At 52.4% G+C, this 15,307-nt stretch carries 9 protein-coding genes; 6 read left to right on the top strand and 3 right to left on the bottom strand.

The window, feature by feature from the left end:
• The first annotated feature begins 649 nt into the window (after window positions 1-649).
• A complete protein-coding gene (locus tag HHO50_RS18130; RefSeq protein WP_181308132.1) occupies window positions 650-2,212 on the top strand; it encodes a SulP family inorganic anion transporter in 1,563 nt (520 codons plus the stop codon).
• Window positions 2,213-2,230: 18 nt separating this feature from the next.
• Window positions 2,231-2,893: a carbonic anhydrase gene (locus HHO50_RS18125; protein WP_255478808.1), complete on the top strand. Its 663-nt coding sequence runs from the start codon at window positions 2,231-2,233 to the stop codon at window positions 2,891-2,893.
• Between the two features lie 102 nt (window positions 2,894-2,995).
• Here the strand turns inward: HHO50_RS18125 and HHO50_RS18120 are convergent, their stop codons facing one another.
• On the bottom strand, window positions 2,996-4,294 hold the full coding sequence (locus tag HHO50_RS18120) for a hypothetical protein (protein WP_181308130.1): 1,299 nt from the start codon (window positions 4,292-4,294) through the stop codon (window positions 2,996-2,998).
• Between the two features lie 312 nt (window positions 4,295-4,606).
• Here HHO50_RS18120 and HHO50_RS18115 point away from each other — a divergent pair, with 312 nt between their 5' ends.
• The 4 genes from HHO50_RS18115 to HHO50_RS18100 all read left to right on the top strand — a co-directional run bounded on the left by HHO50_RS18115 (window position 4,607) and on the right by HHO50_RS18100 (window position 12,241).
• Window positions 4,607-7,072, top strand: a complete 2,466-nt coding sequence (locus HHO50_RS18115; protein ID WP_181308128.1) for a type IA DNA topoisomerase — start codon at window positions 4,607-4,609, stop codon at window positions 7,070-7,072.
• 276 nt (window positions 7,073-7,348) lie between these two features.
• The gene (locus HHO50_RS18110) at window positions 7,349-8,314 is read left to right on the top strand and encodes a LysM peptidoglycan-binding domain-containing protein (protein WP_255478807.1); all 966 of its coding nucleotides are present in this window, start codon (window positions 7,349-7,351) and stop codon (window positions 8,312-8,314) included.
• 567 nt (window positions 8,315-8,881) lie between these two features.
• Window positions 8,882-9,661: a TIGR02757 family protein gene (locus HHO50_RS18105; protein WP_181308126.1), complete on the top strand. Its 780-nt coding sequence runs from the start codon at window positions 8,882-8,884 to the stop codon at window positions 9,659-9,661.
• A 171-nt stretch (window positions 9,662-9,832) separates the two neighbouring features.
• The gene (locus tag HHO50_RS18100) at window positions 9,833-12,241 is read left to right on the top strand and encodes an endonuclease MutS2 (RefSeq protein ID WP_181308124.1); all 2,409 of its coding nucleotides are present in this window, start codon (window positions 9,833-9,835) and stop codon (window positions 12,239-12,241) included.
• Between the two features lie 563 nt (window positions 12,242-12,804).
• Here the strand turns inward: HHO50_RS18100 and murB are convergent.
• Together murB and HHO50_RS18090 are read right to left on the bottom strand one after the other, a co-directional pair.
• The gene (gene murB / locus HHO50_RS18095) at window positions 12,805-13,824 is read right to left on the bottom strand and encodes a UDP-N-acetylmuramate dehydrogenase (protein ID WP_181308122.1); all 1,020 of its coding nucleotides are present in this window, start codon (window positions 13,822-13,824) and stop codon (window positions 12,805-12,807) included.
• Between the two features lie 153 nt (window positions 13,825-13,977).
• Complete coding sequence (locus HHO50_RS18090; RefSeq protein ID WP_181308120.1) at window positions 13,978-15,273, bottom strand: sugar MFS transporter; 1,296 nt, start codon at window positions 15,271-15,273, stop codon at window positions 13,978-13,980.
• Window positions 15,274-15,307: the final 34 nt, after the last annotated feature.

Genomic DNA, 15,307 nt, shown 5'->3' with positions numbered 1-15,307 from the left:
GACGCCCGGCGAAGTTTCACTTCGCAGCAGGCAGGTTCGGGAGTGAAACTCCCGAACAGCGACATCAGCAAAAGTTTCCCTGCAAGAGGAGCCTGGGCAGGGTGGGTTCTGGCGCTCCGCCATCCCTTCTAAGGCGCACCAATTTATCGGGGTTTTAAGGCTGATTTAAGAAAATCAGCCTTAAAACGGCTTCGTGTTTTCTAATGCATAGATTGAAAGTCAACCTGGAAGAGGGATCATCAGCAAACGGGGCGGCTAACGCTTACCAAGCTAAGAGCTTGTTTCCGTTTTCCCTTTGTTTTACAGAAAACAGCCTCTAAACGATACCCTTAAAAAGTCGCTAAGAATCAATTTCTTCTCGCGCTCATCTCTGGTGAGTATGAACTGCCTGCGGCGTTCTGCCGCTTCAGCGCGTAGATTTTCTCCTTAAGGACTGCGCAGATGAGAGTTTTGGGCAGCGAGTGCAGCTCAATAAAGTGGGATGTTTACACAGGAGGAACTTCGGCCCCCGTATCTTTTTTATTTTAATCAAATTTTAATCTGCTTTTAATTCAATCTTAATTCCAATAGGTGACTTTTGTGTTACATATTATCTGGAAAGAAAGAAACTAGATTGTCAGTTTGGCATTTTGAGCAGAGTCATTAGCGTATGAAAGAAAGAAAATTGTTTGACACGGTGGGCAAAGACCTGTCTGCGGGCTTGGTTGTATTTTTGGTGGCATTGCCGCTGTGCCTGGGTATTTCCCTGGCGTCTGGGGCGCCGCTTTTCGCCGGGCTCATTGCCGGGGTTGTGGGCGGCCTGGTTGTTTCCTTGCTTAGTGGCTCCCAACTGAGTGTGAGTGGGCCGGCCGCGGGGTTAACGGTGATCGTGCTCAATGGGATTACCACGCTGGGCAGTTATGAAGTCTTCTTGTTGGCCGTGGTGGTCTGCGGCGTGTTACAGATCTTGCTGGGCTACCTGAAAGCGGGAATTATTGGCTTGTACTTCCCATCGTCGGTGATCAAAGGGATGCTGGCGGCCATTGGTCTAATCCTTATCCTCAAGCAGATACCGCACTTTTTGGGGGCAGATGATGATTTCCTGGGGGATATGGACTTCTTCCAGCCAGATGGGCGTAACACATTCTCTGAAATCTCTTATGCCTTAAGTAACCGCCTGCAAGTGGGTTCTTTGATTGTGGGGGTGATTTCCCTGGGTATTTTGATTTTGTGGGAAAAGCCCTTTGTCCAGCGCGTTAAGTTTCTGAAACTGGTGCCCGGGGCCTTGATAGCCGTGTTGGTTGCCATTGGCCTGAACCTCTTGTTCCAAAACTCTTTCCCGGCGTTTACCATCGCTAATACGCACCTGGTGCAACTCCCTGAGATCACCGGGCCGGCTTCTTTATTGAACGAGCTTCGGTTCCCAGACTGGTCGGCCATCACCAATCCCTCTGTCTGGGTGGTGGGGGTAACCCTGGCCATTGTCGCCAGCCTTGAAAGCTTGCTAAGCCTGGAAGCCGTTGACAAACTAGACCCGCACAAGCGCCGCTCACCCAACAACCGCGAATTAAAAGCGCAGGGCGTTGGAAACATGGTCAGTGGTTTGATAGGTGGTATTCCGGTAACGGCGGTGATTGTACGGAGCTCTGCCAACGTGAATGCCGGGGGTGAAACCAAAATGGCTTCCTTCTTCCACGGCGTGTTTCTACTGCTGTCTATTCTGTTCATGACAGATTTCCTGCGGTATGTGCCGCTGGCCGCCCTGGCTGCCGTGTTATTGATGGTAGGGTTTAAGCTCACCAAGCCGGCCTTGTACAAAACGCAATGGAAACTAGGGTTAGACCAGTTCCTGCCTTTCATCATCACCATCATTGCTATTCTGTTCTCAGATTTGCTCAAAGGTATTTCCATTGGCTTAGTGGTAGGGGTATTCTACATTCTGAAAGCCAATTACAAGTCGCCTTACTTCTTCAAGCGCGAAAGCCACGAAGGGCATGAAAAGATCCACATCAAGCTAAGCGAGAATGTGTCTTTTTTAAACAAAGCCAGCGTGGCGCTTACCTTAGACCATCTGCCGAAAAACAGCGACGTGATCATTGATGGCTCAAATTCTACGTACATTGACTATGATGTGCTGGAGGCCATTGAAAACTTTAGAACGGTAGCCCATGAGAAAGATATCCGGTTAACGCTGCGCGATATTCCTTCGGTTGCTACCGTAGACATGCATTAATTAAAACCAGATATAACTATGGAAACTGTAAATAGTGACCCAATGCACCCAGACATGGAGCGCATCTTTGAAGGAAACCGCGCCTGGGTAGAGCGTAAACAGAAAGAAGAACCTGATTTTTTTGAGCGTTCTGCCAAAGGACAGGCCCCTAAATACCTTTTCATTGGCTGCTCAGACAGCCGGGTGCCCTCCAGCAAGATTGCCGGAACAGAACCAGGTGAAATGTTTGTGCACCGCAACATTGCCAACATGGTGGTGCATACAGACATGAACCTGCTGTCTGTACTGCAGTACGCCGTTGAAGTGCTCCAGGTGAAGCACGTGATGGTAGTGGGGCATTATGGTTGCGGTGGCGTGGCGGCCGCCATGAGCGACAAACAATTCGGCCTTATTGATAACTGGCTCACCAACATCAAAGATGTGATCAGGCTGCATGACAATGAATTGAACTTCATCACAGATGAAGAGCAGCGTTTACGCAGACTGGTGGAGTTAAACGTGATGGAGCAGGTGATCAATCTGTCAAAAACCTCCATCATCCAGAATGCCTTAAAGAACGAGGATCCGCCTCAGCTACATGGTTTGGTGTATGACATCAGGGACGGGATTCTACATAACCTCAATGTGAAGGAGCACATGCTCAGAAGATACGACCATATCTACGGCATGAATGCCCTATAGAACTTTGATTTTAGTTTTAGTTTCGTTTCAAGTTAAAGTTAGTTGGGAAACAGAAAGCCCCACCAATTGGTGGGGCTTTCTGTTTCCCAAAGGAGGTGTTTATTACCAACCGGCGTTGTTAGAGCCGGAGCCGTAACCGTAAGGAGGGCCACCGGCAGAAGAATTTCTGCGGTTGTTATTGTTATCGTAGTTATTGTCCTCGTCACCGGCTATGCTGTTCCAGGCGTCCTTGATGCCGTGGGTAATTCTTCCGAAGAAACCCTCGTCTTCCTGGCTGTTGTCCTGGCTGTTTTCATGGCTACGGTTATGACGATACCTGTCCTGGTCATAGTCTCTGCCGCCGTTCATGTTGGACGGATGGTTGTAATCATCTGAGTAGCGGTTTTGAGTAGCGTTGCCATGGCTAAACTGGGCGTGATCGTGGTCATCGTCGTTCATCCAGCTGCTTCCGCCGCGGTTGCCGCTTTGGTTGTTGGTGCCGTACATGTTGGTGTTTCCGCCAGAGTGACGGTTGCTGTCCCATGAATTGCCCATGCCTGCGTTACCGCTCATGCCATATCCAGAACCACCTCTGGAAGACTGCCCGTAAGTAGACTCTGAATTGTTCCCATACGAAGACCCGCTGTGCCCGAAAGATCCCCCGTAATTGCTGGAGCCTGATTGCTGTCCTCCGCGGTTGTTCCCGTAGTTATTGGAGCTGTATCCGGAGTTTGATCCTCTAAAGTCATTTGAATTACCGTAGTTGCTGTAGGCGTTTCCTCTGTCCAACGCGCCACCAGAGGTGTTGCCGGAAGAAGAACCGGCGTAGCCAGACCGCGCACCGCCGTAAGTGCCTATGTTAGAAGAGGAGCCGCCGGTATTGGAAGAGCCGCTTTGGCCGTAGTTAGATCCGCTATGTGAGCCATAGTTGGAAGAACCCTGGTTAGAACCGGAACCGTAGGCACCGTACCCGCCCGTGTTCATGCTGTTCTGGCTTCCCATGGAAGAACCGTAGCCTCCCTGGTTGGAGCCGCCTCTGTTTTGATTAGAGTTGCCTTGCATGGAGTGGCCGCTCCAGCCGCTGGTGCTGCCTTGCTGGCCACCCATGCCGCCTCTGTTTTGGTCGCTTTGGTTTCCAGTGCGGTATTGGTTTCCGCCATAGTTAGAGCCTTGGCTGCTGTAATGGTTTTCCTGGCGGTCGCCCAGGTTGCCACTGAAAACGGAGCCTCCCTGGCTGGTGAAATTACTTTCCCCCCGGTCACCGGTATTGCCGCGGTTCATGTTGCCGCCATAAGATTGGTAATCCTTATTTCCTTGTCCTTCGGTGCGGTTGCCTAAGCTGCCCCACTCACTACGACTCGTGTTTTCATGTCCAGAGCGATACGAGTTAAACGCATCGTACCCCATTCCGTGATTTCTCATAGTTATTTATCGTTTAAGGTGAATGATGGATACATCCAGTGCCACCTAAGGCACCGGGTAATATATACGAGTCCGTTTTGGCTTAGTTAAGTATAAATCCCAAAAACCAGTGGAGACACCCACTGGGTAGAAGGCCTTTTAGATAAGCTAATCAATTGATAGAGAATTGGTAACCGAACAACCGTTTACGGTGTGATTTTCTTAAAACATAGGAAAAGTGATATATGTGTTCTGTTAGGTCAAAATTGGCATGGGGCCCCAATTTTGCGTACCTTTGGAGTCCGTTTTTGACCTAATTTCTGAGAAATAGCCTTGAAACTCTGCATCGCCGAAAAGCCTAGTGTCGCCCGTGAGATTGCCCATGTCCTTGGTGCCAAGACCAAGATGAACGGGTATTTTGAAGGCAACGGGTACCAGGTTACGTGGACCTTCGGGCACTTTTGCCAGCTCTGCGAACCAGACGACTACAACCCCAACTGGAAGCGCTGGTACCTGCCAGACCTGCCCCTGGTGCCCGACCGCTTCAACATCAAGCTCATCAACAACAAAGGGGTAGAGCAGCAGTTCAAGATCATCCAGACCCTGCTGGAAAACGCCGAGGAAGTGATCAACTGCGGAGATGCGGGCCAGGAAGGGGAGGTGATCCAACGCTGGGTGCTCCATCAGGCCAAATACCGCAAGCCCTTCAAACGCCTCTGGATTTCCTCCCTCACCGAGGAGGCCATTCGGCAGGGATTCGCGCAACTGCGTGACGGCAAAGAGTTTGACCAACTGTACCAGGCCGGTAGAAGCCGCGCCATTGGCGATTGGCTTCTGGGCATCAACGCCACCCGGCTGTTCACCGTCAAGTACGCCCAGGGAAGGCAGTTGCTTTCCTTGGGCCGCGTACAGACGCCCACGCTGGCCATGATTGTACACCGGCACCTGGAAATCCAGAATTTCAAGTCTGAACCGTTCTGGGAACTGAAGACCGTGTACCGCGAAGTGACGTTCAGCAGCACCTCGGGCCGTTTCAAGGACGAAGCCAAAGGCCGACAAATCCTGGAGCAGATCAAGCCGGCCGAGTTTGAGATCAAAGACGTGGAAACCAAACGCGGCACCGAGAGTTCGCCCCGCCTCTTTGACCTAACCTCCCTGCAGGTGGAGTGCAACAACAAGTTCGGCATGTCTGCCGATGAGACCCTGAAGACCGTGCAGAGCCTCTACGAGAAAAAGGTAGTCAGTTATCCGCGCGTAGACACCACCTTCCTGCCCGATGATATTTACCCCAAGATCCCCAATATTCTGAGCGGCCTTACAGGGTACCAGCACCTCACGCAGGAACTGTTGGGCAAGAAGATCAGGAAATCGGCGAAGGTCTTCAACAATAACAAAGTGACTGATCACCACGCCATCATTCCCACCGGGGCCGAGGCCAGAGGTCTGTTCGGCACCGAAGCCAAGGTGTTTGACGTGGTGGCCAAACGGTTCATAGCGGCTTTTTACCCCGATTGTATTGTGAGCAACACCGTGGTGAACGGCGAGGCGGCGCAGCACGCGTTCCGGGCCAAAGGAAAGCAGATTCTGGAACCCGGCTGGCGCGTGGTGTACGGCCCCGAGGAAAACACGGCTCCCCCTAAACCGGCCGCTAAATCCTCCGCCGAAGGCGAGGAGAAAGAAGAGGAACTGGCGGTGCTGCCCCACTTTGATGCCGGGGAGCGTGGCCCCCACGAGCCCCTGCTGGAACGTAAATCCACCAGCCCACCCAAAGATTATACCGAGGCCACCTTGCTGCGCTCCATGGAAACCGCCGGAAAACAGGTGGAAGACGATGAACTGAAAGAAGCCCTGAAGGAAAACGGCATCGGAAGACCCTCCACCCGCGCGGCCATCATTGAGACGCTGTTCAAACGCAACTACATCCGCAAGGAGAAAAAGAAAATACTGCCCACCCAAATGGGCATTGATTTGATTCAGGTCATCAAAAACCCCACCCTTAAATCAGCGGAGATGACGGGGCAGTGGGAAAAGAAGCTAAGGCAGATTGAAGGCGGCGAGTTCTCTGCCGATGATTTCCTGCGCGAACTCAAAGGCCTGGTCTGGGAGATGGTGCAGGAAGTAAAGCAGGACAACCACCGGGTCACGCTTCAGCCCGCCGAAACGCCCGGGAAAGCCCCGGAGAAAGAGGCCGCCAAAAAGAGCGAGAATTCCAAAAAAGAGGCGAAAAACGCTTCGGGCCCTGCGGCGGGTGGTCTGGGGAACTGTCCCGCCTGCGGCACCGGTCATGTCCTGAAAGGAAGCCAGGCCTACGGTTGCGCCCGGTTTAGGGAAGGCTGTACGTTCCGGTTGCCCATGGCTTTCAAAGGCAAGCCATTGGGCGAGAAACAGGTGCAGGCGCTCCTGAAGAAAGGCAAGAGCCCGGTGGTGAAAGGCTTTGTGGACGAGGCGACTGGGGAGAAATTTGACGCGGTGTTTACCTTGTCCCCGGCCCATGAGCTACAGTTGGAAAAGGCCGAAGCCAAAGAGGAAAAACCCGTGGTCATGATCTGTCCCAAGTGCAGCCAGGGCCAGATGCTCAAAGGGAAAACGGCCTACGGCTGCAGCCGCTTCAGGGAAGGTTGCCAGTTTATGGTGCCGTTTGCGCTGCACGGGAAAACACTTTCAGAAAGCCACATCAAGGCTTTGGTACTGAAAGGGAAGACCGGAAAGATTAAAGGCTTTACCTCGCCCAAAACGGGTAACAAGTTTGAGGCAGCCCTTAAACTGAACGAAGAATTCAAGGTGGTATACCAGTTTTAGGGAGCCTCTTCGTTCTTCTTGCACCAGGCCTTGTACCGCAGAAAGATGGTTTGTCTGGGTTTGGCCCGCCGCTAAACGGAAAAGGAAGGCAGAAGGTTTTTGATTTTTTTGGTAACTTACACCCTCACAAGAGCTTCATCAATTGGCTTTATCCTATTTTGAAGTGACGGGTGAAACGGGGCAGCCTGCTTTTTTGTGGGAAAGAATCGTCTTTCTCCTTCGGCAATAGCCAGAATGGGCCGCCCTATTTTGTAAATGATTAAAGAAGTAGAATCCATGTTAAAGAAGTTTGTGTTTGTTCTGGGTTGTGTCATGGTTTCCTATGCCACCGCCGCCGCCGAGACTTTGTTTGTCCGTGATTCCACCGGGATCAAAACCCAGAACGGAAAAACCTACATCACCCATAAAGTAACCCCCGGCGAAACATTGTACGCCCTGTCTCGCAAGTACGGCGTGGCCGTAGACCAGATTGTAGCCGCCAACAAGAACGTGGACAAGGCCTTGGTTATTGGCCAAACCGTGCTCATTCCCCTGAAAATGGGGGCCTCCAGCACCGCTTCTTCTGCCACTGCCGCCGCTGAAAAGCCAGTGGCCAGCCCTGCCGCCAACCGCACCTATGTGGTAGACGCCAAAGGGAATAAGATGCATACGGTGCAAGCCCGGCAGACCTTGTTTTCCATTGCCAACCAGCACAAGGTAAGCGTTGATGACTTGAAGAAATGGAACAAGCTCACCGCGTCTACCGTGAAAGTCGGCCAGAACCTGATTGTAGGGGTGGGGGAGAAAGCCCCCTCGTCAGCCGCCGCCAGCGCCAAGGTGTACACCCCGGAAGCCGATGACGTGGTGTCTACCGCTAAACAGCCGGTAAGTTCTTCCGCTTCCGCTAGTCCTGCCGCAGCCAAAACCAGTCCGGCCCCCGCCAAAGGCGATGCCGATGACGAGAAGGCCACTTCCAAGACCTCAGAGTATGTGTCCAGGGTAAACGAAAGCGGCATGGCCGAGCAGATTGATACCCGCACCGATGCCAATAAATTCCTGGCCCTGCACAAGACCGCCCCCGTAGGCACCATCATGGCCGTCAAAAACCCCATGAACGACCAAACCGTGTACGTGCGCGTGATCGGCAAACTGCCCGCCACCGGCGACAACGACAAGGTAGTGGTAAAGCTTTCCAAAAAAGCCTGCCAGCAGATTGGGGCCGTAGACAAACGCTTCAGGGTAGAAGTGTCTTACATGCCCTAATCCTTAAGCGTTTATAGGCTTATTTTAGCAAAAGAGGCAAAAAACGGAGTTCCTGGGGGAGCCGTTTTTTGCCTCTTTTTTATAAATCTGCTCCAAGCCTCCTTTTGTTTCCTTTCTGTGCTTAGAGCTGGTTTTTTTGGGAGATTACCGGGCGCTTGGAATATGCTGTTCCCTTGGCTTGTCTGCTTTTTGCGTGGGTGCAGGTGCTGTATTGTTCCATCTCTGGCGGTAAGCGCTCACGGCCGCGGGGCCCCGTCTTCCCCTCTCGCACTGCCCTTTCGGCCTGTGGGGTCTGTCTCTCTTAGCTGATGCCTGTCCAGGGCCAAAAGCGAGGCGCGCTCGGGGAAGACTGGAACTGGGAAAGTAAGTAATGGCGGTAGCAATAAATGTAGTAAATCCGCGCCATGGAGGCATTATCTGTATTCTACCGCATAGGCGTATTCCCCTCCTCGGAGGGGTGGGTTCTGGCGCTTCACCAATCTCCTTCTAAGGCACATTTCATCCAATAATGGTTTAACTCGTACGCATTCTTTTAAATTAGTAGACCCATAGATCGCTTTAATCACCATGTCTTATACTCCTGCCCAACTGGAAGCCTTGCTGGAAAACCGCTACCGGAAATACAATACCAGAGACTTTATTCCGCATGACCCGGTTTCTATTCCGCACCTGTTCAGTCAAAAGCAGGACATTGAGATAGCCGGTTTCTTCGCGGCCATTCTGGCGTGGGGACAGCGCAAAACCATCATCAAAAAGTGCAGAGAACTGCTCCAGCGCATGGATCACGCCCCTTTTCAGTTTATTACCCAGCACCAGGATGAGGATCTGAAACAGCTGCTGGGTTTCAAGCACCGCACCTTCAATGACACTGATCTGCTGTACCTGGTTTATTTCTTCCGGTGGTTTTATGAGCGGCATGAAAGCCTGGAGGAAGCATTCCTTGGTGATCCGGCTACCCCAATTACCTCCCAGAAAGCCCGACTGGAGTCGTTTTATAACCTGGTTTTCTCCCTGCCCGAAGCTCCGCACCGTACCCGTAAGCACATTTCCACGCCCGCCAAGAAATCAGCCTGTAAACGCATCAACATGTACTTGCGCTGGATGGTACGGCAAGATACCATAGGGGTGGATTTCGGAATCTGGCACCGCATGTCGCCCGCCGACCTGGTTTGTCCCTGCGATGTCCATGTGCAACGCGTAGCCCGCAAGTTGAACCTCATTCAAAGAACCCAATCAGACTGGGCCATGGCCGAAGAATTGACCCAGAACCTCCGCCAGTTTGATGCCGCAGACCCGGTGAAGTATGATTATGCTTTGTTCGGGTTAGGGATAGAAGAGAAGTTTTGATTATGTCTTTGGGTCTGTTTTTATGTTAAGTATGAATCCGCTTAATAATTCTTGAATACAAAGGAACATACAGCCGCTGCCCTATGTTCTAAAATCCTGACCAATCCCGTTTTTAAGCTATTTTTGCAAAATCGGGCTTGAAACGAAAAGTAAAACTAGAAAAACAAAGACTTGATATACCCATCTAATTTTGAGCAGAAAATAGGGTTCAGCCAGATCAGAGAGATGTTGTCTGAGGCCTGTTTAAGTCCGCTGGGGCGCAGGTTTGTAGAGCGCGTGTCGTTCTTAGACCGCTTTGACCTGGTGCAGCGTTTGTTGCAGCAAACCCATGAGTTTGCCAACATCCTGCGTTCGGGCGAAGATTTCCCCTCCAGCTATTATTTTGACGCAACCGAGCACCTGAGCCGGGCTTCTTTGGAAGGAGCGTTTCTGGAAGTGCGTGGGGTGTTTGAGGTGAAAATGTCGCTGCGGGCCATCCGGCAGGCGTTGGGCTTCTTCGTGGAGTCTGAGGAAGGGGAGTACCCGGCCTTGAAAGCCCTGACCGAGGGCGTGGAAGTAGACCGTTCTTTGGTAGCTGCCCTGGAGAAACTGGTAGATGACAACGGCAACGTGAAAGACGATGCCTCGCCCGAACTACAGCGCGTGAAGCGAGACCTGATTGGACAGCAGACGCAACTCCGCAAGACCATCAACAGCATCCTGCGCCAGGCCAAAAACGAAGGCTGGACGCCCGGTGATGCCGAACCCACCATAAGAGGCGGCCGTTTGGTGATTCCGGTGATTGCCGAATACAAACGCCGCATCAAAGGCTTGATCCACGATGAATCGGCCACCGGCCAGACTGTGTACCTGGAGCCCGAAAGCGTGTTTGAGCTGAACAACGACATCAAGGATCTGGAGAACGCGTATCACCGCGAGTTGATTCGGTTACTGACGGCGGTAACCAACCAGGTGCGGCACCACCTGCCGGGCCTTCGCAAAGCGTACCAGTTCCTGGCCTTGCTAGACTTTATCCGGGCCAAATCTGTGGTGGCGAATAAACTGGGAGCCATTATGCCCGAGCTGCAAAAGCGTCCGGTCATGAAGTGGAAGAACGCCCGTCACCCCATTCTGCACCTGACCTTGCAGGCGCAGGGCAAGAAAGCCGTGCCTTTGTCCTTGGAACTAGACCAGGAACAGCGTATTCTCCTGATCTCGGGGCCCAACGCCGGCGGTAAATCGGTGGCCATGAAAACGGCCGGTCTGTTGCAGTACATGTTGCAGTGCGGTTTGTTGATTCCGGTGGAGGAAGGTTCTGAGGCGGGTCTGTTCGGGGATATCTTCCTGGACATGGGCGATGAGCAATCCATTGAGAATGACCTGAGTACCTACAGCTCGCACTTGCAGAACATGAAGCAATTCGTGCTGCTGGCAGATAAAAAATCACTGGTGCTCATTGATGAGTTCGGGACGGGCACGGAGCCTGCCTTGGGCGGGGCCATTGCTGAGGCCGTGTTGGGCCAGTTGCACCACCAGAAAGTATTTGGCGTGATCACCACCCACTACACCAACCTGAAGAACTTCGCGGAGAAGAACGAAGGCATTGTGAACGGGGCCATGCGCTACAATCCCGCCGAGTTGCAGCCGCTGTACCAGTTGGAGATCGGGAAACCGGGTTCTTCGTTCGCTTTGGAAATCGCCCGTAAAATCGGCTTGCCGAAGAACATCATTGACCGGGCCGGTACGCTGGTAGGGAAGGAGAAGATCCGTTACGACAAGTTGCTGGAACAACTGGAGCAGGAGAAAACCGACCTGGAACGCCGGAACGCGGCGGCGGCCAAGCACGAGCGGAAACTACAGAAGCAGGTGGAGGAATACACGGCCCTGAAACAGCATCTGGAAGAAAGCAAGCAGGACATCATCCGCACCGCCAAAGGCCAGGCCAAGCTGCTTTTGAAAGACGCGAACCAGCAGATTGAGAGCACCATTGAGCAGATCAAGCGCAGCCAAGCCGACAAGGAGCAAACCAAAGCAGCCCGCCAGGAACTGGATACGTTCAGGGAGAAACTCACGCCTGAACCCAAGCCCGTGTACAAACGCAACGGATCAGTGCCTACAGGCCCGTTACAGTTAGGCGAGCGGGTGGCCTTGATTGGCCAGGACTCGGTGGGCGAACTGTTGGCCATCAAAGGCAAAACGGCAGAGGTTAGCTTCGGGGGGCTGAAAACCATTGTGAAGCTGGAGAAACTGGAACGGCCAGACCCTAACGTGGTGCGCGAGAAAGTAAAAAAAGAGAAGGAACTGGCTACGGCGGTCTCTCCGTCCAAAGGACTGGACGTAACCCAACGCATGGCCGATTTCCAGTACACGCTGGACGTACGCGGGCAACGCGCCGAGGAAGCCCTGACCACCGTGATGAACTTCATGGATGATGCCATCATGCTGGGCATGCCCGAGGTGAAGATCATCCACGGGCGGGGCAACGGAATCCTGAAGATGATTATCCGGGATTACGTGCGCACCCTGCGGGAAGTAGCCAGCGTAGCCGATGAACACGTGGAGCGCGGCGGCGATGGGGTGTCTATTATTGTGCTGAAGTAAACAGCGTTTTAGGCCTGTTTTTGGAAAACAAGGCTGTAAACCGTTCAAATAAAAAGGGGAGCCGGCTTTTGCCGGCTCCCCTTTCACTTATCCCTTCATTGTCATCCTGGAAGGAACTGTAAAGACCAAGAGGCCAGGCTGTACAGGTTTGCCTACGCACGCCAATCAGGAGATTGGCTGTCCAGCAGTGCGGAGAGCGCTTACGCTAACTCTACGCACAACAAGGGGATCTTGGTAGCAAGCGGTAGTAGCGTTTACGAAAGGTTTTTCTAGTTCGCCCACAAGATCTTTCCAAGATGACAAGGAAGCTGTTTAGAGTTTTCATTAACCGGCATTTAAAACAATTCCCCTGGGGCAAGCATCCGTTTATACTTTTGTTTTGAGGCTATTTTTATAAAAACAGGCCAGAAACAAGAGGTTTAGCGGTACACTGACGCATGCAGATGCTTGTACCGTCGTTTTCAGGCTAGTTTTATAAGAACAGACCAGAAACTCTAAACAGCTTCAAGAGTATGATTGATCTTTTCAGGATAAGAAAAGGCTTTATTGTTGAATCAAGCTACTTATATAATATTCACTTCCGGCGTTAAAGAAATGCCGAATTTCTCCTGTACCGAGTGGATGATCTCGTAGGCCAGGGCTTTCACGTCGTTGCCGGCTGCGCCGCCGTAGTTGACCAGCACCAAGGCCTGGTCTTTGTGGACGCCGTGTCTGCCCAGAACTTTGCCTTTCCAGCCGCACTGCTCAATGAGCCAGCCCGCCGGTACTTTCATGGTCTCGGGGTTCACCGGATACCCGGGGATGCCGGGGTACTGCGACTTCAGAATCTCAAATTGCGCCAGTGAGATCTCGGGGTTTTTGAAAAAAGAGCCTGCATTCCCAAGCTGGGCCGGGTCTGGTAATTTGCTTCTCCTGATGCGGCAAACCGCTTCGCTGATGGCTTTCAGACTCAATTCCTTCACCTGCTGCTGCTCCAGGGTGTCCTGAATGGCACCGTAGGTAGTGTTGTAGGTGTGTTCTTTGGTTAACCGCAGCGTGACCGAGGTCACAATGTAGTTGCCTTTGGCTTCTTTCTTGAAAACACTTTCGCGGTACCCGAAACCGCATTGCTCTTTGTTGAACAAAACCACTTCGCCGGTGGCCATTTCCAACGCCTCCAGAGAAACAAAGGTGTCTTTCAGTTCTACGCCATAGGCTCCAATGTTCTGTAAGGGAGCCGCACCCACGGTGCCGGGGATCAATGACAAATTCTCAATGCCGCCCAGGTCATGCTCCAGGGAATAGAGTACCAAGTCATGCCAGGTCTCGCCACTGCCCGAGGTCACCAGTACGTGTTTCGCATCCGCCTCCTGGGTTTGGGTAATGCCTTTGATGCGGTTCAGGAGTACGGCGGCCTCTACGTTCTGGGTGAAAAGGACGTTGCTGCCTCCGCCTAAGATAAGCTTGGGAAGCGCCTGTACCTCTGGGTTCTGGAGCAGGGCGCGCAATTCATCTACTGAGGTGAATTCGGCCAACAGGTGGGCTTTGGCGTCTATGCCAAAGGTGTTGTAAGGCTGCAGGGAGGCTTTTCGTTGAATAGTCATGGAAAGCGGGTGGGTGAGGGGCAAAAGTACGGAAATGAATAGAGAAATCAGTAGCGGGAAGCTCCATAGAAAAAGCCACCTCCAGGGGAGGTGGCTTTTCTGTTTTCCTGTTTCAGACCTGTTTTTCTAAAAACAGCCTTAAAAGAGGAAATCTTATCTGGTTCTGATTCTATACCCCACGGCGGCGAAGTACAAGATGAACAGGTAACAAGGCACCATCATCCAGTAGGCTTGCTGCGGGTCTAAAACATCGGCCAAGAAACCATACAGGAGCGGTAGCAACGCCCCCCCGGCAATGGCCATAATCAGCAGGGAAGACCCAATTTTGGTGAAGCGTCCCAAATCTGCGATGGCCAGCGGGAAGATGGCGGGCCACATCAAGGAGTTCGCCAAGCCTAACAGGGAGATGCTCAGCACCGAGATATAGCCCTGGGTGAAAATGGCTGATAATGTGAAAATCACCCCTAAAACGGCACAGATCTGCAAAGCCTTCTGCTGGCTCAGGTACTTGGGAATGGCAATAATACCAATGATGTACCCGGCAATCATGGCCCATAAGGTGAAGGTGGTGAACCGTGGCGCTTCATCCAAAGGAATTCCCTGGTCGGCGGCGTAACTCACCACCGTGTCACCAGCCATTACTTCCACGCCCACGTACAGAAACAAGCTTAAGACCCCTATAATCAAGTGCGGGAAGTGGAATACGCTGGTTTTACCCGTGTTGGCGGCGGCGGTGGTCTCGTCTTCCTGTTCGGTGTCTACCTCAGGCAAGCCTGAAAAATAGGTGAATACCGCCAACAGGATAAGTACCCCCATAATAACCAAATAAGGAGTAATAACCCTTGCGGCCAGGGCATCCAAGCCTTGGGCTCTCTGCGCCAGATCCATGGTTTCTAAATTGCCCACCAGATCATCGGTGCCCACCAGCAAGATGCTGCCCAAGATGAAAGGGGCCGCTGAACCGGCAATCTTGTTGCAGATACCCATGATGCTGATGCGCTTGGCGGCACTCTCGGCGGGGCCGATAATGGAAATATAGGGGTTCACCGCCGCTTGTAGCACCGTTAAACCGGTTCCCTGCACAAACAAGCCCAGCAGAAACAGAACGTACGTGCGGGACATGGCGGCCGGAACGAAGAGTAAGGCCCCTGCGGCGATGATCAGCAGACCCGCCGACATGCCTTTTTTGTAGCCCGTCTTTTTCAGAAGCCAACCGGCTGGTAACCCCATCACCAGATAAGCAATATAAAAAGCAAACGTGACCAGGTAAGACTCAAAGTTATTCAGCTCACAGGCAATTTTCAGGTAGGGGATCAGGACTGAGTTGAGCCAGGTGACAAAGCCGAAAACGAAAAACAAGGCCCCAATGATGGCCATGGAGCGGGTGTAGTTCACCTGGTTTCCCTGAACAGTGGTAGCAGAGGAGTGGGAAGGCATTACTTTTGACATGTTAGAGGTGGGTAGGGTTTGAACGTGTGCGCAG

It is taken from the genome of Rufibacter sp. XAAS-G3-1, assembly GCF_013623775.1.
Classification (GTDB): Bacteria; Bacteroidota; Bacteroidia; order Cytophagales; family Hymenobacteraceae; genus Nibribacter.
The sequence above is the reverse complement of the archived record's forward strand: the minus strand, read 5'-3'. Positions and strand labels throughout refer to the sequence as shown.

Coding starts and splice junctions, on each gene's coding strand:
- murB (WP_181308122.1), bottom strand. CDS start 13,824: ATGACTATTCAACGAAAAGCCTCCCTGCAGCCTTACAACACCTTTGGC.
- HHO50_RS18110 (WP_255478807.1), top strand. CDS start 7,349: ATGTTAAAGAAGTTTGTGTTTGTTCTGGGTTGTGTCATGGTTTCCTAT.
- HHO50_RS18090 (WP_181308120.1), bottom strand. CDS start 15,273: ATGTCAAAAGTAATGCCTTCCCACTCCTCTGCTACCACTGTTCAGGGA.
- HHO50_RS18105 (WP_181308126.1), top strand. CDS start 8,882: ATGTCTTATACTCCTGCCCAACTGGAAGCCTTGCTGGAAAACCGCTAC.
- HHO50_RS18130 (WP_181308132.1), top strand. CDS start 650: ATGAAAGAAAGAAAATTGTTTGACACGGTGGGCAAAGACCTGTCTGCG.
- HHO50_RS18125 (WP_255478808.1), top strand. CDS start 2,231: ATGGAAACTGTAAATAGTGACCCAATGCACCCAGACATGGAGCGCATC.
- HHO50_RS18120 (WP_181308130.1), bottom strand. CDS start 4,294: ATGAGAAATCACGGAATGGGGTACGATGCGTTTAACTCGTATCGCTCT.